This window comes from Paraburkholderia oxyphila NBRC 105797, from assembly GCF_000685075.1.
GTDB classification, from domain to species: Bacteria; Pseudomonadota; Gammaproteobacteria; order Burkholderiales; family Burkholderiaceae; genus Paraburkholderia; species Paraburkholderia oxyphila.
Map to the genome: position 1 here is coordinate 100,087 of NZ_BAYD01000011.1, position 20,583 is coordinate 120,669.

Annotated in this window: 20 protein-coding genes and 2 pseudogenes; 5 read left to right on the top strand and 17 right to left on the bottom strand. The window is 63.1% G+C overall.

Annotated features, from left to right (window positions below):
* Positions 1–139 precede the first annotated feature (139 nt).
* The 5 genes from BO1_RS10245 to BO1_RS58935 all read right to left on the bottom strand — a co-directional run bounded on the left by BO1_RS10245 (position 140) and on the right by BO1_RS58935 (position 4,722).
* Positions 140–1,486 (bottom strand): glutamine synthetase family protein, encoded by a 1,347-nt coding sequence (locus BO1_RS10245; RefSeq protein ID WP_028217478.1) that lies wholly within the window; start codon positions 1,484–1,486, stop codon positions 140–142.
* Positions 1,487–1,608: 122 nt separating this feature from the next.
* Positions 1,609–2,166, bottom strand: coding sequence for a helix-turn-helix domain-containing protein (locus BO1_RS10250; protein WP_028217479.1), 558 nt, complete (start codon positions 2,164–2,166; stop codon positions 1,609–1,611).
* Positions 2,167–2,180: 14 nt separating this feature from the next.
* A complete protein-coding gene (locus tag BO1_RS10255) occupies positions 2,181–3,470 on the bottom strand; it encodes an NAD(P)/FAD-dependent oxidoreductase (RefSeq protein WP_028217480.1) in 1,290 nt (429 codons plus the stop codon).
* 135 nt (positions 3,471–3,605) lie between these two features.
* Complete coding sequence (locus tag BO1_RS10260) at positions 3,606–4,427, bottom strand: AraC family transcriptional regulator (RefSeq protein WP_084687864.1); 822 nt, start codon at positions 4,425–4,427, stop codon at positions 3,606–3,608.
* Entirely contained in the window at positions 4,408–4,722 is a 315-nt protein-coding gene (locus tag BO1_RS58935; RefSeq protein WP_156992195.1) for a hypothetical protein, read from the bottom strand. The genes BO1_RS10260 and BO1_RS58935 overlap by 20 nt, the downstream gene beginning before the upstream one ends.
* 265 nt (positions 4,723–4,987) lie before the next feature.
* On the opposite strand from BO1_RS58935, the gene BO1_RS10265 reads away from it, so the two are divergent.
* A complete protein-coding gene (locus tag BO1_RS10265; RefSeq protein WP_028217482.1) occupies positions 4,988–7,240 on the top strand; it encodes a TonB-dependent siderophore receptor in 2,253 nt (750 codons plus the stop codon).
* A 57-nt stretch (positions 7,241–7,297) separates the two neighbouring features.
* Here the strand turns inward: BO1_RS10265 and bfr are convergent, their stop codons facing one another.
* The 4 genes from bfr to BO1_RS10285 form a co-directional block, all read right to left on the bottom strand.
* Positions 7,298–7,774 (bottom strand): bacterioferritin, encoded by a 477-nt coding sequence (gene bfr, locus BO1_RS10270; protein ID WP_028217483.1) that lies wholly within the window; start codon positions 7,772–7,774, stop codon positions 7,298–7,300.
* 196 nt (positions 7,775–7,970) lie between these two features.
* A complete protein-coding gene (locus tag BO1_RS10275) occupies positions 7,971–9,050 on the bottom strand; it encodes a porin (protein WP_028217484.1) in 1,080 nt (359 codons plus the stop codon).
* A 142-nt stretch (positions 9,051–9,192) separates the two neighbouring features.
* Positions 9,193–9,729 (bottom strand): flavin reductase family protein, encoded by a 537-nt coding sequence (locus BO1_RS10280; protein WP_028217485.1) that lies wholly within the window; start codon positions 9,727–9,729, stop codon positions 9,193–9,195.
* The gene (locus BO1_RS10285; protein ID WP_028217486.1) at positions 9,719–10,834 is read right to left on the bottom strand and encodes an LLM class flavin-dependent oxidoreductase; all 1,116 of its coding nucleotides are present in this window, start codon (positions 10,832–10,834) and stop codon (positions 9,719–9,721) included. The genes BO1_RS10280 and BO1_RS10285 overlap by 11 nt, the downstream gene beginning before the upstream one ends.
* A 171-nt stretch (positions 10,835–11,005) precedes the next feature.
* Between BO1_RS10285 and BO1_RS10290 the strand changes: the two genes are divergently transcribed.
* Positions 11,006–11,491 (top strand): winged helix DNA-binding protein, encoded by a 486-nt coding sequence (locus BO1_RS10290; protein ID WP_028217487.1) that lies wholly within the window; start codon positions 11,006–11,008, stop codon positions 11,489–11,491.
* 435 nt (positions 11,492–11,926) lie between these two features.
* Here BO1_RS10290 and BO1_RS50475 read toward each other — a convergent pair whose 3' ends face one another.
* The 7 genes and pseudogenes from BO1_RS50475 to BO1_RS10335 form a co-directional block, all read right to left on the bottom strand.
* Positions 11,927–12,616: a pyridoxamine 5'-phosphate oxidase family protein gene (locus BO1_RS50475; RefSeq protein WP_043284394.1), complete on the bottom strand. Its 690-nt coding sequence runs from the start codon at positions 12,614–12,616 to the stop codon at positions 11,927–11,929.
* A gap of 178 nt (positions 12,617–12,794) precedes the next feature.
* Entirely contained in the window at positions 12,795–13,826 is a 1,032-nt protein-coding gene (locus BO1_RS10300) for a DNA-binding protein (RefSeq protein WP_028217488.1), read from the bottom strand.
* A 190-nt stretch (positions 13,827–14,016) separates the two neighbouring features.
* The gene (locus BO1_RS10305) at positions 14,017–14,352 is read right to left on the bottom strand and encodes a TfoX/Sxy family protein (RefSeq protein ID WP_028217489.1); all 336 of its coding nucleotides are present in this window, start codon (positions 14,350–14,352) and stop codon (positions 14,017–14,019) included.
* Positions 14,353–14,363: 11 nt separating this feature from the next.
* On the bottom strand, positions 14,364–14,753 hold the full coding sequence (locus tag BO1_RS10310; RefSeq protein WP_028217490.1) for a VOC family protein: 390 nt from the start codon (positions 14,751–14,753) through the stop codon (positions 14,364–14,366).
* A 213-nt stretch (positions 14,754–14,966) separates the two neighbouring features.
* A complete protein-coding gene (tssJ, locus tag BO1_RS50480) occupies positions 14,967–15,362 on the bottom strand; it encodes a type VI secretion system lipoprotein TssJ (protein ID WP_407669929.1) in 396 nt (131 codons plus the stop codon).
* 229 nt (positions 15,363–15,591) lie between these two features.
* Positions 15,592–16,532, bottom strand: a pseudogene (locus BO1_RS10330) (ImcF-related family protein); the annotation flags it as partial.
* A gap of 34 nt (positions 16,533–16,566) precedes the next feature.
* A complete protein-coding gene (locus BO1_RS10335; RefSeq protein ID WP_028217494.1) occupies positions 16,567–17,022 on the bottom strand; it encodes a hypothetical protein in 456 nt (151 codons plus the stop codon).
* 259 nt (positions 17,023–17,281) lie between these two features.
* On the opposite strand from BO1_RS10335, the pseudogene BO1_RS50485 reads away from it, so the two are divergent.
* The 3 genes and pseudogenes from BO1_RS50485 to BO1_RS10355 all read left to right on the top strand — a co-directional run.
* A pseudogene (locus BO1_RS50485) lies at positions 17,282–17,866 on the top strand (type VI secretion system contractile sheath domain-containing protein); the annotation flags it as partial.
* A 213-nt stretch (positions 17,867–18,079) separates the two neighbouring features.
* Positions 18,080–18,511: a type VI secretion system baseplate subunit TssE gene (gene tssE / locus BO1_RS10350; protein WP_028217496.1), complete on the top strand. Its 432-nt coding sequence runs from the start codon at positions 18,080–18,082 to the stop codon at positions 18,509–18,511.
* A 39-nt stretch (positions 18,512–18,550) separates the two neighbouring features.
* Positions 18,551–18,826, top strand: a complete 276-nt coding sequence (locus BO1_RS10355; RefSeq protein ID WP_028217497.1) for a PAAR domain-containing protein — start codon at positions 18,551–18,553, stop codon at positions 18,824–18,826.
* An 81-nt stretch (positions 18,827–18,907) separates the two neighbouring features.
* On the opposite strand, the gene tssA is transcribed toward BO1_RS10355, so the two are convergent.
* Positions 18,908–20,485 carry a type VI secretion system protein TssA gene (gene tssA / locus BO1_RS10360; RefSeq protein WP_281179175.1) on the bottom strand — a complete coding sequence of 526 codons (1,578 nt, stop codon included), beginning with the start codon at positions 20,483–20,485 and terminating at the stop codon, positions 18,908–18,910.
* Positions 20,486–20,583: the final 98 nt, after the last annotated feature.

Here is a 20,583-nt window from a genome sequence, read left to right on the forward strand (position 1 = left end):
CCTACCTCACGCGAGCCAAACAGGCAAATCGCGTTGCATATGGAAACGCAAAGCACACGGGGCTTACAGCCCGTCAGCGCCCCTGGAATGATTCGTGCAAGCGATTTTCTCGCCGATTTTGTGACCATTTAGCGTCATTTTACAAAAACCAGCGATATTCTCGCGCGCCGATCGCATTCATAAAATCGAGGTGATCCTGCCGTTTATTTTCGCAATAAACCATGGTGAAGTCGTCGCCGAGTCCCTCGCGCACCCCGGCATCCCCGCGCATGGCGGCCACCGCCGAGAGCATGTCGCCCGGAAAATCGATGCCGCTCGAGCGGTCCTCGTTGAGCGGCGCGATCGGTTCGCGGCCCGCTTCCAGGCCGTGCTCGATGCCGGCGAGGATGGCCGCGAGCACGAGATACGGGTTGGCGTCCGCGCCTGCGAGCCGGTGTTCGATACGCAGATTCGCTTCGTCGGACTCGGGAATTCGGATGCAGGCATCGCGGTCCTCGAAACCCCAGCTCGCCCGGCTCGCCGCGTTGACCATCGCGCCATAGCGCCGGAATGCATTGTGATTGGGCGCGAAGATGGGCATGCAATGTGGCAGCAACGCGAGGCAGCCTGCTACCGCATGACGCAGCGCGCGCCGCTCGCGCGCCGCCAGCACGTTGCGCCCCGCCTCGTCGTAGAGACTCACGTGCACGTGCATGCCGCTGCCCGGCACGTCGAGCAGCGGCTTCGACATGAAGCTCGCCCGATAGCCGTGCCGTAGCGCCACGCCGCGCGTGCTCCGGCAAAAGAGCGCCGACCAGTCCGCCGCGCGCAGCGCGTCGTCGCAATGGCCGAAGTTGATCTCGAACTGCCCTGGGCCGAGCTCGGCGGTGATGACCGTCGCGTCCACGCCCTGCTCGCGAGCGGTCTCGACCATCTCGTGCAACACCGGCGAAAAACGCGAAAGCCGTTCGATATGCATGTTCGGCTGATCGTCTTCGTCGTCGCTTAGCGCATCGCGCGCATGCTGCGGCAGCCCTTCGCGCAGCTTCGCGTCGAACAGATAGAACTCCAGCTCGAACGCGACCACCGGCTTCAGTCCGCGCCGCGCGAAGCGATCGAGCACACGCGCGAGCACCTGGCGCGGCTCGAACGCGATCGGCGTTGCGGTGCCGTCCGAGGTCATCAGCATCTGCGCGAGCGGCTGCCGCTCCCAGCGCACCGGCTTGAGCGTGCCGGGAACGAGGCGGCGCGGCACGTCGGGGTCGCCGTCGTGGAAGCAATATTCCCCGATCGGATACACGCCGCCTTGGGCACCCAGCAGGATGCAGTTTTGCGGCACCTTGAGCAGCGAACCGGCCGCCACTTTCTCGAGCATGGCGATGGGATAGCGCTTGCCGTAGAAATGCCCGGGAATGTCGAGGGAAATCAGGTCGACGTATTGCACGTCGGGATGAGCCGCACGAAAGGCGCGTACTTCGCTCAGGAGGTCAGTTGCGATGGCACTCACTTCGGGTTCCTCGTTAGCGAGAGAGGGTGGACCTGCTGTTTAATATGGACTCCAAATCATGACGCAAGCGCGCGCTCCGGCAACGCGCGCGCTTTTGAATCAGGCGGGCATCGAGCCAGGCGTCAGGTGAACACCCACAGCACGCGTGCGTCCTTGTCAGAACGATTCGCGTAACTGAAGCGGCAGCGTGCCGGCAGCTGAAAGCTGTCGCCGGCCTTGAGCGTGACCTCTTCGCCCTCGCCATCGAGCCAGATGGTGAGCTCGCCCTCGAGCACGAAGCCGCCCTGCTCGTCGCTGTCGTCCACGGGGCGTTCGCCACTCGTGGCGCCCGGCTCCAGCAAACTCTCCAGCATCGAGAAGCCCGAGGACATGCTCGGCGAGACCAGCACGTCGGTGATGCCGCCGCCGTAATAGAGCGTGCGCCGCTCGCCGGGGCGCGTGACCCACGGCAGTGCGCGCGGCTTGCTCACACTGTAGAAGTAGGTGGTGGGCGTTTGCAGCGCCTCGCCGATGGCGGTGAGATCCGCGACGGTGGGCCGCGACATGCCGCGCTCGACCTGCGACAGAAACCCCACCGAGCGGCCGATCCGTTGCGCGAGCTCGGCCAGCGTCACCTTCTTGTGCTTGCGCAGATCGCGAATGAGGATCGCGAGTCCTTCTATCTCTTCGTCCCTGTCCATGCCGGATACCTCTGTCAAACTACATCGCGCATGCGATACCACAGCTTGCCGAGCGCCTCGAGCGGCGCGGCCAGCGCGTCGCCGCCCGGGAAACGCGGATTATGGATGCCTTCGTAGAGCGAGAGCAAGCGCGTGTCGCCGAGGATCGCGTCGGACACCGCGCGCGCCGCGGCCAGCGTCGGCAGCACACCATGCCCCGAGAAGCCCTGCATCCAGTAGCGCCCGCGCACGTGGCCCACGTCGGGCGTGCGCCGGATGCTGATGTCGATATGGCCGCCCCAGGCGTATTCGAGCTCGACGCCGCGCAATTGCGGGTAGACGCGTTCGAGGCTCGGCCGAATCGCCGCGCGAATGTCCTTGGGGATGCCGCCGAGATAGGTGCACGCACCACCGAACAGCAGCCTGTTGTCGGGGCTCAGCCGAAAGTAGTCGGGCACAAACTGGTTGTCGATCACGCAACTATTGCGCGGCAGGAGCGTCCGCGCCAGTTGCGGGTCGAGCGGCACGGTCGCCACCTGATACGTGCCAACGGGCAGGACGCGGCGCGCAAGCTCACGGTCGAGCCGGTCGATATACGCGTTGCAGGCAAGCACGAGCGTATTCGCGCGAATCAGGCCACCGGGAGTACTCGCGACGAAACCGGTCTGCGTTTCGCGCCATTGCTGCACGCGGGTCTGCTCGAAGATGCGCCCACCCGCACGCTCGATGGCGGCGGCAAGGCCGAATGCGAGCTTGAGTGGATTGAGGTGGCCGGCCTCGGGATCGTAGAGCGCCGCGAGATAGCGCCGGCTGCCCACCCATTCGGGCATCTCTTTCTCGGGGATGACGCACAGCGCATCGTAGCCCCACTTGCGGGCGGCATCGTCGCGCGCCTCCTCCAGCAGGGCGATGCGGTTGCGCCTGACTGCGGTCCACAGGCTGCCGGGCCGGTAGTCGGCGTCGAAACCATGGCGCCCGGGCAGTTCACGCACCTCGCGCGCTGCCCAGCGCATGCTCTCCCACAGCTCGCGCGCACCTTCGCGCCCCAGCGACTGCTCGATCGGCGGCATATCGCACGACCAGCCGAGCAGCGCCTGCCCGCCGTTGCGCCCCGATGCGGCCCACGCCACCCGGCTCGCCTCCACGACAACCACGCGCCGGCCGGCCAGCGCGAGGCGCAGCGCCGTATGCAGCCCGCTGAAACCGGCCCCGACGATCAGGACATCGGCATCGCACTCGCCCGCCAATGTCGGACGCGCGGGCACCTCGCCGGGCAAGGTTCGGGCGTAGTAGCTCTCAACGTGCTGGGTCGATTCGACGAACATGGCGGCATCCGTGAAATTCTATCAGAATAATTTCATGAAAAAATATCACAACAATTTCACGAATGCAAATTGCGTTCTACCCCAGGCTTGACTGATGCGCTGTCCCAGTCCGACGAACTCGAGCTGCTCTCGCGCTCACAGGCTATCGCGTTGCCTCAGATACCGCTGTGGGCTCGCCCCTAGCGTCTTCCTGAACATCGAGGTGAAAGCACTCGGACTCTGATAGCCGAGTTCGGCAGCTACCGTCGCAACCGGCGCCCCCTGCGCAAGCCGGGCGACAGCCTCGACCAGCCTCAGGTGCTGCCGCCATTGGCCGAAGCTCAAGCCGGTCTCGTCGCGAAAGAGTCGCGCCAATGTGCGTGTGCTCGCCCCGACGCGCGCGCCCCAAACATCGATCGTGTCGTTGTTCTCGGGGCATAGCAGCAATTGCTCGCAAACCGCGCGCAAGCGCCGGTCGTCGGGAAGCGGAAGCCTGCCGCTCAAAGCCGGCAATGCACGCGCTAACTCGTGCATGAAAAGGGGCAGTGCGAGTTCGGTGCGCTGCGTCTCGCCGCTGCCAGTGCCTACCGCCAGTGTAACCAGCAGTGCATCCAGCAACTGCCCCACCTGCACGACCCTGCACTGCGTCCAGGCCTTGAACTGCGGTGCCGCATCCGCATCGACATAAGCGGTACGCGCGGTGACCTCGCCGATTGCGTGCAACTCGTGGAGCATGCCCGGCGGCATCCAGATCGCCTGGAATGGCGCGAGCGTCCAGATGCCGTTCGGCGTGACGGCACGGGCCACGCCGCGCGTCACATAGATGAGTTGCGCCTCCTCATGGGCATGCCACGCATCGCGAAAACCATCTTCGAAGTCCCACATGCGCGCGACGACGGGGTTCTGCGCATCTGTCCGGATCGGCAGGAAGCGGCGCCGCCAAACAGCTTCCAGATTTTCAAACTTTTCCGTTTTCATCGAGATTCAGCAACAAAATGGCACGATTGCGATAGATGTTGTCATTACGTCGGCTGTCGGTCGCATGTAAGCTTTCAAGTGTCCTGCCGGGTGCAAAACCCGTCTCTAAACCGTAATAGTTCTCATTCTTACACAGTCCGATGCGTAATCTGCCCTGCTCCCTGGCCGTCAGACGACGAGTGCCGCCGCTGTTGGCCGCCGGGGTCAGCTTCGCTTGTGTGCTGGCGCGTTGCAGGCAGAAAAGACAAGGCAACAACGCTTGACGGGTAGAGCCGGGAGCCAACCCGTCCAGCAAGACAGCGCCACACGCTAAATCCAGAGGATCAACCGTATTTCGCTGCGCGACAGCCCGTCGTCGCAGCGCGCCCGCTGCTTGCCGTCTGAAAGGCGTATCCGCTGACTGCCCGGCGCGTTCCGGCGAGATGGATCGCAAACCCAAACCGCCCGGATAGCGCAACACACCCAACAACACGCAGAGGCCGCGACCGTCGAGGTCCGTCCTCCTTGACCACGGCTTGCCCTGCGGGCGGGCCGCACACACTACTGGAGAGCAACAACCGATGGAATGGGCAACCAGCACGCGCTTGCGCGCGATTTCGGCCGCCGCCTGCACGGCGTTCTACGCGGCGGCCGCGAGCCACGCCTGGGCGCAGGCGCAGCCGCCACACAACGCGACTGAAGCGCAGCACGGATCGGACAGTGGCCCGAAAAGCGCCCCCGCGAGCGGCACGCATCAGCCCGGCGCAACCGACGCGACCCTGCCCTCGATTCACGTCTCGGGGAATGCCGGCAATACGGCAACCGTGGGACTCGTGGCTCGCCGCAGCACGACTGGCACGAAAACGGACACCCCCATCAACGAGATCCCGCAGACGATCAACGTCGTCACCGCCGAACAGATCGAGATGACGCGAGCAACCGATATCAATCAGGCGCTGCGCTATGTGCCGGGCTTTTCCAGCTACGGCACGGACAATCGTTCGGACTGGTACTCGGCGCTGCGCGGCTTTACGCCGACGCTTTTCGTCGACGGCCTTTCGGTGCCCAACACGATCAATCTGGCCAGCTGGCGCGTCGACCCCTATATGATCGACAGCCTCAGCGTGCTGCGCGGCCCGACCTCGGTGCTCTACGGGCAAGGGGACCCGGGCGCCATCGTCGATGTGCAGAGCAAGCTCGCCAATGGCGAGCGCACGCGCGAGATGGAACTGCAGATCGGCAACTTCGCGCGCAAGCAGATCGCCTTCGATATCGGCGACACGATCGACAAGGACGGCACGCTCTCATACCGCGTGGTCGGTGTCGCCCGCGACGGCAACGCGCAGCTCGGTCCGAACGCCGATCAACGCGTGTCGCTCGCACCTTCCATCAAATGGCAACCGAGCGCCGCCACGTCGTTCACACTCTATGCAACCTATCTGCAGGACTGGACCGACACGGCCAGCAATTTCCTGCCGGCAAGCGGCACCGTACTGCCCAATCCGAATGGCGTGATCTCGAATGATCTCTACGTTGGCGATCCGGACTTCGACCGCTACGACAAACGGCAAGCGTCGATCGGCTACACGTTCGAGCACCAGTTCAACGACATATGGACGGTCCGGCAGAGCGCGCGCTTCATGCACCTCTCGACCAACGACTGGTCGGTGTACGGCGGCGGTCTGGATGAGGCCGACCCGACCATGGCGTCGCTCACGCGCTATGCCGGTATTTTTCAGTTCAACTACAACCGCTTCGACATCGACAATCAGGCCGTGGCGAAATTGCGCACGGGTGAACTGGACCATACCGTGCTGGCCGGTTTCGAGTACAACCGCCAGACGACGACCGACAGCGAACAACTCGCGCTCGCCCCGGACCTGAACCTGTTCAACCCGGTCTATACGCCGGTCACCTCGGCCATCTTCTCTTCGCCCAACGCCTATCCGCGTACCGACGTCAAGAGTTCGATGGACGAGTTCGGCGTGTACCTGCAAGATCAGATCAAATGGCGCCGCTGGGTGTTCACGCTCGGTGGCCGCCAGGACTGGTCCATCACCACGCAGAACGATCTGATGGGCGGCACGCAGCAGACCCAGGCCGATCACGCCTTTACCGGACGCGCCGGCCTGACCTTCCTCGGCGACTATGGCTTGTCGCCGTACCTTAGCTACTCGACGTCGTTTAACCCGCTGCTCGGCGTGAGCATGGCGAATGGCGCGATTGCCGAACCCACGCGCGGACGCCAGCTGGAGCTGGGCATACGCTGGCAGCCGCCAGGCAAGAATCTGATGCTCAACGCGGCGCTCTATCAGATCAATCAGACCAATGTGCCGACGCCTAACCCGGCGGATCCCACGCTCAGCACCTACGTGCAGACAGGCGAAGTGCGCTCCCGGGGATTCGAGTTCAGTGCAGTCGGCAAGCTGACGCACAATCTCTCGATCATCGCGGCGTATGTGTATCAGGACGTGAAGAACATCGAGGCGAACAACGACACGCTGAACAAGTGGCCAGTCGATATCCCGCGTCCGCGCCAAATGGCCTCGTTGTGGGCCGACTGGACCTGGCACGTGGGCGCGCTTGCCGGGCTGGGCTTTGGCGCGGGCGTGCGCTATCAAAGCTCGGTAGCGGGCGCGGCGGACAACTCGATCACGGTGCCCAGCTATACGCTCTACGATGCGGCCATCCACTACGACGTGCGCGACTGGCGCTTCGCGATCAACGCGACGAACATCTTCGATCGCCGTTACGTCGCAGGGTGCCAGTCGTCCGCGGTGTGCATCTACGGCAATCCGCGCACGGTCATCGCATCGGCGCGGTACAACTGGTAAGCGGGCAAGCGGCTTTCGCACGGTCCGCAGCGCTCACGCTTGCGGACCCGCGCCACTTCAACTTAACGAGCCAATGCCCGACTGTTGATAATTTTCGATACCGACCTTGTCGATCAGGCCAAGCTGGGTTTCCAGCCAGTCGATGTGGTCCTCCGTAGCATCGAGAATCTCGACAAAGATTTCTCTCGACACGAAGTCCCGAACGGATTCGCAGTAGGCGATGGCTTCCTTGCATTGTGCCTGGGCGGTCCGTTCGAGCGTGAGATCGCACTCGAGGATCTCGCGCGTGTTCTCGCCGACCAGAAGCTTGCCCAGGTCCTGCAGATTGGGCAGTCCGTCGAGCATGAAAATCCGCTCGATCAATTTGTCTGCATGCTTCATTTCCTCAATCGACTCGTCGTACTCATGCTTGCCGAGTGCTTCGAGACCCCAGTGCTTGTAGAGCCGCGCGTGCAAGAAATACTGATTGATGGCCGTGAGTTCGTTCTTGAGTTCGGCGTTCAGATATTCGATAACTTTCGGATCGGCTTGCATGGCTCTTCCTCCTGGCGGTTGTTCGTTAAGGCGAGGAACGGATAGAAACAGCATAGACATTGGATGGCGACGGCGCGCGAACGATAGCGGTAACGAGAAGAATTTTCATTCTCTTCCGCTCAGACGCCTGGACGGGGTGACGCTCCGACTTGCTTGATAGCGTCGGATTGGCGTGATTCCCCCGCGTCCGATTGCGTCAGAACCTCGTCTGGATACCGATCCGTCCCACAAACTGCTGATTGCTGCTGGAGGGTCCGAACGTGCCGTCGATGGCCGCGGTCGCGCCGGCGTTGGCGATCTGATACGCCGTTTCGGCATAGACCGTCGTGCGCTTGGACAAGCTGTACTGGACCACGGTATCGATTTGATGTGCGTGGTTGTTATCGACACCCGCGTTGCCCCACATGTACATGTAGTTTGCCCCCAGCCCGAATGCGGGCGTCACGTGATAAGTGCCGCCAGCCTCGACCATGTTCACGGCGGCACCATTTTGCGTGTTGCGCGTATTGGTGTAGAGCAGTGTCAGCAGTGCATTGCCGATCGTATAGCGCGCGCCGGCACCCCAGTTCCGGATGCTCTCGCCTTCGAGCACCGCGTACTTGACGTTCGTGTAGGCGGCGCCCACCGCGATCGGCCCCCTTGCGTAGCTCACGCCGTAGCTCGATGCGCTGTTCTGGCTGAAGTTGCCGGCGGTTCCGCCGAACGCATACATGCCGCCGAACTTGAGTCCGCTGAAGTCTGCCGAGCTGTACTTCACTGAATTCGACAAGGCTTCGGCGCCGTCCATATGGTCGAAGTCGTAGGCGTCGCCGGGCGGCGAATCCGGCAGATTCAACCCGGCGAACGGACCGTCACGAAAGTTGTAGAGGCCGCCCACGTACAGCGCGGAATCCGCGCCGACATCCGCGAGCAAGGTATCGACCATGAAGTCCTGCTGGCGCCCCATGGTCAAGCTACCGTAGCGATCGTTCGCGAGGCCCACCCAGGCTTCGCGGGCGAACAGGCCGCCACTCGTCATCGAACTGTTGCTGGGCGAGGCGATGATCGAGCCGTTGCCGAGCGAGAACTGGTTGACGAGGCGAAACTTCGCTTTGAGACCGCCGCCCAGGTCCTCTGCCCCCTCCATGCCGAAAATGTTCGGCACGGCGATGCCGTCCGCCATCTGCCAGTTCGATTTTCCACCCTGATTGCTGATGTACGACACGCCAGCGTCCAGCAGGCCGAAAATCGTGACGCTGCTCTGCGCGTGAGCAATTGGCGCTGCAAGGCCAATCATTGCCGCAAGCGCGCATTTCCTGCATTGCCTTCCCATTGACACCCTCCAGTTCTTGCATATATTTCGGTATGCTTAGTATTTGGCTTGAAAATTTCACCAGATCGCACGACCGGATTCGCCTCGATCGCCCGGACGCCCGGAATCAGCGTCCCGGCGCAATCGGGCCGGCGGGAGCCGTATATTGTCCCTGCCAGTAGACCAGCGGACGCGGTGCGGAATCGTCACGATTGACCGCGCGCACGCGCCCAATGATGAGCAAGTGCCCGTGGCGCACGATCAGCTCCTCCACCTCGCAGTCCATGGCAACGACGCTGTCCACCAGCAGCGGTGCGCCGCCCGGGATCGCGTGCACCCATTCGTCGTCGCCATAACGCGCCTCGCCCTGCTCGCCCCGAAAACCCGTGAAGCGCTCGGCGATCGCGCGCTGCTCGGCGCGCAGCAGATTGACGCCAAAGCGCCGCGTGCGTTCGAGCAGCCCGGCAGACGAACTGGACGCCTTCAGCGAAGCCACCACCATGGGCGGCTGCGCCGAAAACGACGATACGGAGGTGGCAGTGAAACCGCTGCGAAACGCGCCCTCCGCGACGGTCACGACGCATACCGCGCCCGCGAAACCGCGCATTGCCTGCACGAAGCGGCTACTCAGCGCACCGGTGTCATCGAAGGCTTCAGGCTGCATGGCGGCTCTCGCGCGGGTGACGCAGCCCGTGTGCCTCGAGGATCGGCAGCACCGTGTCGCGGAAGTACGGGAATTCCTTCACGTAGTCCACGAACGACAAGGTCGTGCCCTTGAAGCCAGCTTCGGCAAGCGAAATCAGCCCCGCCGCTACCTGCTGAGGGGTCCCCACGAGCGGGAAGCCACCGTGACCCGCGGCCATCCGGTCGCGGATCAGCGCGAGCAGATCGTGCGGGAACGATTGTGCATTTGCGAACTGCAGTGCAACCAGGTTGTCGACCGCGCCCCAGTCGGCGTTGTCCTGTGCAAAATAGTGCAGATACTGGCGCGCCTCCTCCTCGGTCGGGCGACAGACGACATGGGAGAACGTCAGCACGTTCACATCCTTTCCGGCCGCGGCGGCCTTCTGCTTGAGCTCGGCGACTTCCGTGCGCGAGCGCTCGAGATCGATCGCAGGCGTAAACAGGAAGTTGGCGTTGCCGATCGCGAATTCGCGCCCTTCGCCCGACCCCGCCGCGTTCAGAATCGGCGGACGCTCGCCGTTCCACGGGCGCGGCAAACCATAGACGTTCTTCAGGTGGAAATTCTCGCCGTCCCAGTTGAAGGGGCCGTCGTGCGTCCAGATCTTCTGCACGACGTCGAACCATTCCTGCGCATACGCATAGCGCTTGTCGTGGCCGGTCGCGAGCGGCAGCCCGAGCGCTTCGTACTCGGGGCGATTCCAGCCCGCGACGATGTTCAGCCCGGCGCGGCCGGCGCCGATCTGGTCGAGCGTCGCAATCTGCTTGGCGACCACGACCGGGTGATTGGCCGCCGTGTGGATCGTCGCGAACACGGTGAGGTTGCGCGTCCTGGCGAGCAGGCCCGCGGCCCAGGTCATGGTCTCGAGCACTGACCCGTGGAAGTCCGTCTCGCCGCCGTAACCGATCCAGCGCGCGATGGGCAGCATGAAGTCGATACCGGCCTCGTCCAGCATGAGCGCGAGCTTTTCGTTGTTCTCCCACGAATTGTCCCAGCGCTCGCCGATCTTCGTCACCGACATCCCGCCCGAGCAGTTCGTCGCAAACGTCCCCAGAATGAAGTCCTTCGTGTTCAGAATTCGTCTCATGTCAGTCCTGGCGCAGTAAAATTTGTTTCCATGACGGGCTGCCTCGCGGCAGCCCCGCTCTCCCAACCCAGTCGACGGCATGGGCCGCAACCGCGCGATTCCGCAATGACCGAACCTTCACGCAGAACCACGAAAAAAACCGCTAGAGCCGAACATCGCTGGCACCTTGCGATGGACGACTTCGGCGTCGAGATCACCGACCTCGAATATGCCGTCATGCGTTTGAACCAGTCGTTCTCGCGCTGGCAGTCCGAGTGCATGGCCGCCGTGACCGGCACCACACTGAGCGGCCAGGAGAACGCACTGGTGCACGTCATCCACATGCACGAACGGCCCAAAACCATTCGCGATCTGCTGCATATGACCAACCGGCAGGACGTCGCTAATATGCAGTACGAACTACGCAAGCTGATCAAGGCCGGGCTCGTCGAAAAATCCGGAACGGCGCGCGCCGGCGTCTACTACACGACCACCGCGGAAGGCGCGAGCGTGTGCGAGGAATACGCACGGCTGCGCGAAACGGTGCTCCTCAAGATGGCCGAGGCGACCGCAGGCATCCAGTCCGCCGCCGCGCAGGCCACCGCCTGCCTCGAGCAGATGGAGCGCGTGTACGAATCAGCCACGCGCGAGGTCGCCACCTTCCATCGGCGACGCTGATGGTGCAGCGCCCGTCGCCAGGAGCATGAAGTGCACTGCACCCCCCAGCCCCCAAGCCACTTCAAATAGAAATTTACATTGAATTTCTATTTGATCGAATCGTAGTGCAGCCATTTTTTGGCTGCAACCCATTTCACCTAAGGGAAAACACCGGCCTTCCGGCTGCACTTTTGTGCAGCCACCGAGCGCGCGATTGCCCACCGGGGCGCGCGCTCGCTGCGCGCAACCCGTTTCGGCTCTTGCAGTTCAGGGGTTCGGAATAGAAGCGAGGCGCGCCAATGGTGCGCGCCTCGGCGGACAGGCGGAAGAACAACGATGGATGCGACGGCTTCGCGCTGTGCATGGCACTCCGGGCAAGCCGTTGGCGCCGCCCGGTGCAGGCGCCATGGGCAGTTGCCGCCACCGCGGGGAAGGTAGCTCGGGTTCAGTGGACCTCTAGCGGCCCACACTCCCCGCGCGGCGGGCCCACGCCGCCACATAGTCGGGTACGGCACCTTGCGTCTGCGTGCCGTCAGGCTCGGGAGCGAGGGGCTGGAGCTCTAGCGGCAGCACACCCGCCCAAACGGGGCGGTCGAGATCCTCTTCATCGTCCTTCGGGCCGCCGGTCCGGATCTTTGCTGCCGCTTCGTCGAGCGGCAGCCGCAGCACCGTTGTCGCGGCCAGCTCGTTGCGGTTCCCGGCACGCACTTCGTGCGCGCGGCCCTGCGCGATGTGATTGAGAAAAGCGTCGAGCGCCGCGGCCTTGCGGTCTGCGCCGACCACTTCGAACACTCCGTAGATCATCGCCGAGCGGTAGTTCATCGAATGATGGAAAGCGGAGCGCGCGAGCACGAGGCCGTCGAGGTGCATGATCGTCACGCAGACCTGTGCGCCCTCGGCCGCGAGCTTCAGCATGCGGCTACCGTTGGAGCCATGGATGTACAGATGATCGCCCTCGCGCCAGCACGCCGTGGGAATGCAATGCACACCGTGCTCGTCGGCGAACGCGACGTGGCACACGTAGGCCGCGTCGAGAATCGCGTACAGTGTATCGCGCTCGTAATGGGCGCGCTCGGCGATGCGGCGCACACGCGTGCGCGGCGACGGCGCCTGACCTTTGGCGGAAACGGTATCGGTCTCGGACATCCTCGACATCTCCTCGATTGGGTAGGGATGCCGAGTACGTTAGCGAAGCGGTGGCTCTATGGGTAGACCCAGCAAGGCGCATTCGTCTGGGGCCACGGCGCCAACAGGGAATCGGGGCTCATCCAGACTCGCAAAGGTCGCGTGCCCCACGGTTCTCACCGGGTACGTGCCACCAGTCTCACTTTCTCGTGCCCGTCTTGCGCGCGGCACGCAGCGGCTTTGCCGGGACGTCGGCAGAGCGGCCTGTGCGCCGCTGCACACGCCGGACCGGCGCCACACCACTGGCATCACCGTCTGCGGCCGCCTGCTTGCGCAGCGCGTCGAGCTCCTGCGCCTGCGCCGCATGCGCCGCGCGCAGCGTCTCCAGACGCCCTTCCTGCAAGCCCGCCTGATGCCGCAGATCGCCAAGCTGGCCTTGCAGCGATTGAATCTCGGCCCGCGCACTCTCTTCAGCCCGCGCGGTGCGTTTGGAGGCCGCCTCCAGATCGCGCTGCAGGCGCGCGTTGCTCGTGCGCTCGCGCTCGATTTCCAGCAGCGCGCGCTTTTCCGCAGCCTGCAAGCGAGTTTCCGCGAGCTCCGCTCCGGCACGAAGCTTGTCGAGCTCGGCGGAAAAGTCGGCGCGTGCCTGCGCGAGCGCGCCGTCGCGCTCGCGGCCATCCTGCTGCAGCCGCTCGACCTCGCTTTCCAGCGCGCCGCGCGTGGCGGCCGCGGCCGCCTGCGCCTGCTCAAGTTCATGAATACGCACCTGCGCCGCGAGCAATGCGGTGGTGCGTTGTTCCAGCGCCGTCTCCGTGCGCGCGAGATCGCCCTGCACAGCGGCAACGGCCGCCTCGGCATCCTGGCGCGCCTGTTCGACCTCGACGCGCAGCGCCTCGAGCGAAGCCTGCGCGGCAGCCGTGGCACGCTTCCAGAGCGCGGCCACGAGTTCGCCCGCCGCGCCCTGCAACTCTTCCGGCAAGTCGGCGTGCTCGATGCGCACGCGGCTTTTCTCCCGTAGCTCCGCCCAGAATTCGGAGAGCACCGCCGTGGGCGTGCCCATGCTGCCCCGGTGCACGAGCTGATAGAGCCGATTGGCCGTGGGCGTAACGCCGAAGCGGAAGAATAGCAGCGCGCACACTTCCCGGTAGAGCTCGCGGGTCTTGGGGAATTCGCTCTTCAACCGCTCGATTTCGGCGGTGAGACGGATTTCGTCGAGAGGGGCGTCGGACATGGCATGAGGAGGAAGGATCAGACAATTTGATAATACAACGTAAAACGTTTAATTTCTACCAAATTCAATCTTAATTTTGACATTATTTTTATAATGTCAAATTATTAGCCGGGCGATGACGCAGCGCGACGGCGGCCGCCAGAGCAACCAACTGCCCTGTGCAGCGCGCCAGGCGCCATGGGGGGCTCAGTCAGCTTGGCCTACGCGGCATTTTTTTCTTGGGCAAAGGAAGCTCGGCGGCCGTGACCGCTATGAGACGAGACAGCCACTCGCGGTCGTCGCACCTTTCGCCGGAAAGGAAGAAGCACGGCTTGGCGCCGGCATACGGCGGCCTTTGTGGGAGCGAGCCGGCATGATCCTGACCGGCTACGGTGATCTTGACGAAGAGCTCATCATCGCAGACAAGCGCGACCATCTTCCCCTGAAGGAAGAGCCCGTATTCCCCAAACATCTTCTTTGCAGTGACGGCGCCCGCACCGGTCATCTGCTCGATGACGAAATCAATCGTACTTTGCTGTGTGGCCATTTCAGCGTGGCTTACGGGGAAACGGGGGAGCAAAGCTCAACGAGCGTGCCGTCTGGACAGCGGACGTACGACACCATCTGCCCCCAAGGCTTGAGCAGGGGCTCTTTAATTGAACGAGCGCCGGCGCTGACGGCCCGCGCGTGAGCGGCGACCACCGATTCGGTGACGAATGCGATCTCAATGCCCAACGGTTTGTCGGAGGCATCGGCAGCCTCGTAGCCCGTGGGTAAGTTGCTGCTTCCCAGCTCGTGGGACGCAAAAGCAAATGTTGTTTGGCCAGTCTCAAGTTCACCGTACCCTGACTCGAGGACAAATCGCGCCTTCAGCCCAAAAGCTTTCTCGAAGAAAGCCAATGAGGCCACCACGTCGCTGACATAGACGATGGTGTAGCCAGATTTCATAAGCAGTCCTTTATCGAAACCCGTTGAGACAGCAAGCCATTGAGAATAACGCTTCAAGAACTATCTTCGAGAATCGCAACGCCCTGATTTCGCGCGTCAGGCCGGTTGCCTTGGCGCGCTCATCACAAACGAACGTTTTCAAGAAGAAGGAAACCGCATGCCCCGCCGTTCGATCCTCTCCGCCGCCGAGCGTGACAGCCTCCTGGCGTTGCCTCATACCGCTGCTATCGGCAGGGTAACTGCAATCGGAGCGCTGACGAGGAACCGTGGGAATGAGCAACGGCCATCTGACTGCAATTGCGCATAATTCAGTTGTGCGAATGTTGTCGCATCCTTGAGCTGGTAGAAGCGAACGACCGTCGAGAGGGATTGCCCCTTAGCGTCCGAGTTGACCGACGCCCGGCCGGTGAGATCTACATTCATTGTCTTGACCTGGGTCGTGAACGCCCACTTCGCGGCAGCTACGGTTGCATCGCCGACCGACTGCGCAACCCCGCAACCGCCAATGAACTGCGTTGCCAGTATCGCGATTGCGAAACCTGCCCGATGTGCGGTTTTTTTCTTTTTATTCATTTTGAGGATGCCCTTTTTGTGCTGTTCTTCATGCATGTGCGCCCGCCGCCCCGTTCCAGCGGCCGAGCTGGACGCGCGTCACGCGCGCCTGCACGCCGCTCGCAGACCTGGCCGGCGCTTCCAGCTGTACCGTATATCCCAGACTCGTCTGGCGTGTTTCCAGCGTGGGCGGCGGCATGAGCTCTGGCCGCACATGCATTTCCAGGTCGGCTTCGCTTTCGTAGCCCAGATAGAAGCGCAACAGCGCCATGATTTCCCGATGGGCGGATTGCCATTCGAGCCGCGTGCCGGCTTTCTGCGGCTCGCTGGAGGGCCATGTCATCGGGCTCCACGTTTCGACCTGGTTGTAGTAGTGCAGTGCCTGCCCGTCGAGCGTGAGCAGCGTGTCGGTCACACCGGGCGTCGGCACGGGTTTAAGGCTGAATACGTACTGCGGCTCACCCTGGGCAAGCAGGTGGCCAGCCACTTGCTGCAGGGTGTTAATGGCCTTCAGGAACGCTGGATCAAACGCGATCGCCGTGCTGCCCCCAGCGCCGCCAGAGGTCGCGATCCACTGGTCACCCTGCAGTTGCAGGGCGCCGGCAAGCTGCGTGGACAGGAACGTGTTGATGAGGCCGCCCTGGGGTCGCAGAAAGCGCGCGAGCTCGGGCAACGACGCGTCATTGGTCGTACTCGCAAACGGATATCGGTGCCGGCGGTCAGCGAGGCAAGCGTCTGGTCCGGGTACTTGTGGCCGACCGAATCGAGAATGCCCTGGTAGATCGTGTCCTCCGAATTCTTCACGCCGATGATGGCGAGGAGCGTCTGGCGCGCGCTGCCCACGAGGTCCTCGCGCGGCTGGATGCGCCAATCCGGATGTGTCGGAAAGTGCTGGGCCCAGAAGCCCATCAGCTGCGCAGAGTAGTCGAGCTTTTCACCGGGCCGAAGGCCAGTGTCGATGTTCCAGTGATGCTCGAGTTGCGGTGTCAGGAAGGCCGCTTCGGCACGTTGCGGTTCGGCCATCATGAGGTAGGTTTTGAGCGCCTGCTGGCCGTCCTGCGCCATCTGGCTGCTCTGGGTGTCGATCTGGGCGGTCTGCATCTGGCCGAGATCAACGAGCTGACCTTCGAGGTCTTGCTGGACTGGCGAGACGAGCAACGGGCGCGCGGCGCGCGCATAGGGCGTCCACAACGCATCGAGCACGGCCCTGTCGTGATTGAGCCCGAAGCCGATCTGAAGCACAGGCATTCGTTTCCATGGTTTAACTGGGCATACAGCCGGCCATGGATCCTGGTTGCGGGCACGATGCAATAGCGACGAGCGTCGGCAGCCACACACGCAGGGAGATCGGCTTGGGAAATTCGATTTCCAGGAAAACAGGGATGGGCCAGGACATCGTAGTACTTTGACTATTCACGTTCGAAATACGCTCGATGAAACCCGAGATTTTTTTCGGGACTCCATCGTCTGGCACGATGGTAAAAACCGCGTCGAGATTCAGATAGTCGGCGCGGGCAAGCTGCTGCGCATGGGTCGCGACAATGCGCAACTCGGTCGGCGCACCCATGATTTCCGTCGCCTGGAACTCCACGACCGAAAGCCCCTTCGCGCTCTCCGTTCCCGGCACGTCCAGGAAATACGCCTGCCGCCCCGGTATGGCGGTCAACTTGTTGATGAACTCTTTTGCTGATCCTGCTTCGTCAAACAGGCTTGCCATCTTCGCCGACTCCTCACCCGATTAGCACTGCATCGAAATCGATATGCGCAGGGAATATCGTTGCGCGTGCAATAGTGGAGAATGGACATTACCCGCCTACCTGCCGCGGGTGAAGGGGCGAAGGTAATAAACATCAAGCCATATCGAGTGTTCATTGTTCGTGGTCAGTCACTGTCAATTGGTCATTCACCAATGTGGTTTTGAGATGAAATGCGTGTTAAACATGCCCGGTTATGCGATGCCGATCAAGACCTGAACAATGAGCGCAAGCTTCCAGAACAGCACGCAGCGAAACAGCACAGCGGCAACGCCCGGGTCATCTGAGTCGCAGGTGAGCTCGCCCGTGCGCGTGGATCCGCTATGTACGTTACGCATTGATCACGACGTCGCTGCGATCGACCGGATGCTCAGCCGTCAGATCGATGCGATCCTTCATCATCCTGCTTTCCAGGCTCTCGAATCCGTGTGGCGAGGTCTGCAGTTCCTGGTGGATCGCACGGACTTTCGCGGTGACGTCAGAGTGTGCATCGAGGTGCTGGACGTCTCGAAGGAGGTCCTGCGCCAGGACTTCGAGGACGCGCCAGAACCCATCCAGAGCGGCCTGTACCAGCACACGTACGTCCAGGAATACGACACGCCCGGTGCGTGGCCGGTCTCGGCCGTCATCGCGAACTACGAGTTCGACGCCGGTGCACAGGACATTGCCATGCTGCGCAATCTGTCGAAGGTGGCCGCCGCCGCACACATGCCGGTGATCGGATCGGTTTCGCCAGCCTTCTTCAGTCGCACCTCAATGGAGGACGTGGCGGGCATACGCGACCTCTCCGGTCACTTCGAGCGCGCATCCGTGCGATTGACGGGCGTCTGGAGCGCGCCATGGGCGGCGTCACACCGGAGCGCTCGGGCCCAGTGGTGGTGAGCCCGTCGCGCTGGCGCAGACGGTCGCTGTCACCGCTCGCGTGGGTGGTCATTGCGTGCATTGTGACCGGCCTCGTCTGGCTCGCCATCGACCGGTGGCTGCTGTCGTCGATAGCCGGTATGGGACGGTGAGGCAGTGATGCGTACAGGACCAGGACTCTTCGAGCGGATCACGGGACATTTTGCCGATGGGGCGGTCGTGAAGGATTTCACGCCGGAGGATCAGACGTTTCTTTCGGTGCGGGATAACATCGAGCGGATCCTGAACAGCCGGCGTGGCTCACTCGCTCACCTGCCCGATTTCGGGCTCGACGATCTGTCGGAGATCTACCGGCATCTGCCCTCGTCAACACACCGGTTGCGCAATGCCATCGAGTCGACGCTGCTCAGGTATGAGCCGCGCCTGAAGATGATTGAAATCGAAGTGCAGACCCCGGAGCCCGGCATCATGGTGAGCTTCACGATGAAATGCCACCTCCGCAAGGAAGGGCTGGTGCGCTTTGACACGGTATTCACACCGGATGGCAGGACGCGCCTGAAGTTACTGCAGACGGCGCTCGATCAGTATTGACGCGGTACGGATCATTTTCAACCCACGAGGAAAAATGGCATGGCAACGATGCTGGCAGTCAAGGGCAACAGGACGACGACCGGAGGGGTGGTGCTGGACGGCGACGAGTCGTTCTCGGACGAGAACGGGGCGCTCGCGCCGGATGGTGGAATGGCTTCCTGCGGGCGCTGTGGACACAACGGCCCGATGTTGGGCACGGCAAAAAACTGGGGGCTGTCCGGCACGACGGCTGTCAAGGACAACGACATCGTGGCCTGTCAATGCCCGCGCGGCGAGAACCGCGTGATTGCTCGCTCCGGGTTCTACGACGAGTAGTCCGGGGCCGGCCATCAGGTGATCGCGCGATCATACTTGCTGTCGAGCGCCTTCGCCGATCGCGCTTCATGGCCGGCAAGCTCACGAAAGCCCCAGTGCACGCGCCGGGTCGAGTACGGTCATCTCACCCTGCAACTCGGCGATGCGGCGCGCGAGCCCCGGCTTGTCTGCGTCCTTGCGGCTGCTCGCGGCTTTCAATGCGCGCGCGAGCTGGAGCTTGACCTCGAACACCAATGCGGGATCCCAGTGCACGAGCGGCAGCGCTTTCGCGGCGCCATCGAGCTCGAGCAGCAGCGCCATGGCCGTTTCCGCGCGTTCGGCCTGGGCTGCAAGCCTCGCCATCACAAACCTCTGCAAGAAGCGGTGCCGCTGCGTTTTCATACCGGGCAGGCCATCGAGCCACGCGAAAGCCGCTTCGATGTCCTCGCGCGCCATGAGATCCTTCGCCTGCGCCTCGATTTCCGGCCAGTCACCGGCCTCCCCTTGTGCGCTGTCGGCCGACACCGGCAGAGGCGCAACGCTCTCCCCTGCCTCCAGGTCACGCACGACCGCGTGCCGTGCAATCCATTCGAGTGTCGAATCGTCGGCGAACGGTGTGCCGTCGTTGAACGACAGGCGTTCGATGCCGGGCAGACGCTCCAGGAAAAGCGCAAAGTCCGCGCGCAGCAGCTCACGCCAGGCGTTGTACGGCGCGCCGGCATGATCGAGGGCAAGGTGCTGGAAATACTGCAGGTCGAACCACAGGTGATTGACGCCCTCCATGAAGGCGCCCTCAACGCGCTCGAGGAGCTCGTGCCATTGCTTCTGCAGGACGAGCCGCTTCATCTGCGCGCGCAACTCCGGGCGCGGCGCAACGAGCCGTGTATGCGCGGCCGCACTCGCCGGTGGCACCTCATGCAGGGTGTCCCAGCGCACGCAGCGCACGAGCCGCACCGAAGGCAAATAGCCCGCTTCCTGGTCGCGCAGCCAGGTGGCCATGCCCCGCGCCTGCTCGAGCAGGTCGCGTGCAGACGTGATCGCGCTGGAGGTGCCGCCTCCCGCGATGGGTGAGGGCACGTCCGCCGGCGTATCAGCCGCCACACCAACGGGTTCTTCCCGGCGTTCAAACCGGGAAACGAGGGGCTGCAGATTCGGGCGTGCGGCCTCAGCCCAGTTGCCCGTCTGCGTCACGAGCACATCGAGTGCCGCGAGTGAGCGTTCAAGATCGGCCGGTGCAGGTTCGCCCCGGCTCGCGAGCAGCTCCATCATGCGCGTGGTGGCCAGCATTTCCAGCGCGCCCTTCTTCGCCTCCGCGCGCGCCGGGAGCAGCGCTTGCCCAAAACGTTCCACGAGGGCTGCGACCAGCTCCAGCCCGTCCGCAAATCCGGCTGTCCCGCCCTGCCTCAGGCGTGCTCCGGCGTAATAGCCGGCGACCCGAAGGTCCTTGCCGGTTTCCTTCAGCAGCTGTTCGCACGAGCCAGTGATCAGGGCATCATCGATACCCGAGAGCTTGTTCGTCTCATCCTTGAGCGCGAAGAACGCGTCTTCGTAGCCCGGATCGCGTCCGACACCGTTCTCACCAGGCAGCGGCTGCAGCCACTCACTCCAGGTGTCCAGCCGTGAGCGTGTGAGCTCCCCGGCGTCACGCGACGGGAACAGCGCCTTGAGCAGGCCAGGCATCTTCACGCGAACTCCCCCCATCTACAGGTAAAAGCAGGAACACAAAAATAAACGCCGGGGCGGTACGGTGCCCCGGCGCGCTTACATGCCACGATATC

Bases quoted from the DNA above. Each gene is read 5' to 3' on its own strand.
- bfr (WP_028217483.1), bottom strand. From the start codon at position 7,774: ATGCAAGCCGATCCGAAAGTTATCGAATATCTGAACGCCGAACTCAAG.
- BO1_RS10285 (WP_028217486.1), bottom strand. From the start codon at position 10,834: ATGAGACGAATTCTGAACACGAAGGACTTCATTCTGGGGACGTTTGCG.
- BO1_RS10250 (WP_028217479.1), bottom strand. From the start codon at position 2,166: ATGGACAGGGACGAAGAGATAGAAGGACTCGCGATCCTCATTCGCGAT.
- tssA (WP_281179175.1), bottom strand. From the start codon at position 20,485: ATGCCTGGCCTGCTCAAGGCGCTGTTCCCGTCGCGTGACGCCGGGGAG.
- tssE (WP_028217496.1), top strand. From the start codon at position 18,080: ATGCGTACAGGACCAGGACTCTTCGAGCGGATCACGGGACATTTTGCC.
- BO1_RS10290 (WP_028217487.1), top strand. From the start codon at position 11,006: ATGGACGACTTCGGCGTCGAGATCACCGACCTCGAATATGCCGTCATG.
- BO1_RS10255 (WP_028217480.1), bottom strand. From the start codon at position 3,470: ATGTTCGTCGAATCGACCCAGCACGTTGAGAGCTACTACGCCCGAACC.
- BO1_RS10305 (WP_028217489.1), bottom strand. From the start codon at position 14,352: ATGGCCACACAGCAAAGTACGATTGATTTCGTCATCGAGCAGATGACC.
- BO1_RS50475 (WP_043284394.1), bottom strand. From the start codon at position 12,616: ATGTCCGAGACCGATACCGTTTCCGCCAAAGGTCAGGCGCCGTCGCCG.
- BO1_RS10280 (WP_028217485.1), bottom strand. From the start codon at position 9,729: ATGCAGCCTGAAGCCTTCGATGACACCGGTGCGCTGAGTAGCCGCTTC.
- BO1_RS10260 (WP_084687864.1), bottom strand. From the start codon at position 4,427: ATGAAAACGGAAAAGTTTGAAAATCTGGAAGCTGTTTGGCGGCGCCGC.
- tssJ (WP_407669929.1), bottom strand. From the start codon at position 15,362: ATGCATGAAGAACAGCACAAAAAGGGCATCCTCAAAATGAATAAAAAG.
- BO1_RS10355 (WP_028217497.1), top strand. From the start codon at position 18,551: ATGGCAACGATGCTGGCAGTCAAGGGCAACAGGACGACGACCGGAGGG.
- BO1_RS10310 (WP_028217490.1), bottom strand. From the start codon at position 14,753: ATGAAATCTGGCTACACCATCGTCTATGTCAGCGACGTGGTGGCCTCA.
- BO1_RS10335 (WP_028217494.1), bottom strand. From the start codon at position 17,022: ATGGCAAGCCTGTTTGACGAAGCAGGATCAGCAAAAGAGTTCATCAAC.
- BO1_RS10265 (WP_028217482.1), top strand. From the start codon at position 4,988: ATGGAATGGGCAACCAGCACGCGCTTGCGCGCGATTTCGGCCGCCGCC.
- BO1_RS10275 (WP_028217484.1), bottom strand. From the start codon at position 9,050: ATGATTGGCCTTGCAGCGCCAATTGCTCACGCGCAGAGCAGCGTCACG.
- BO1_RS10300 (WP_028217488.1), bottom strand. From the start codon at position 13,826: ATGTCCGACGCCCCTCTCGACGAAATCCGTCTCACCGCCGAAATCGAG.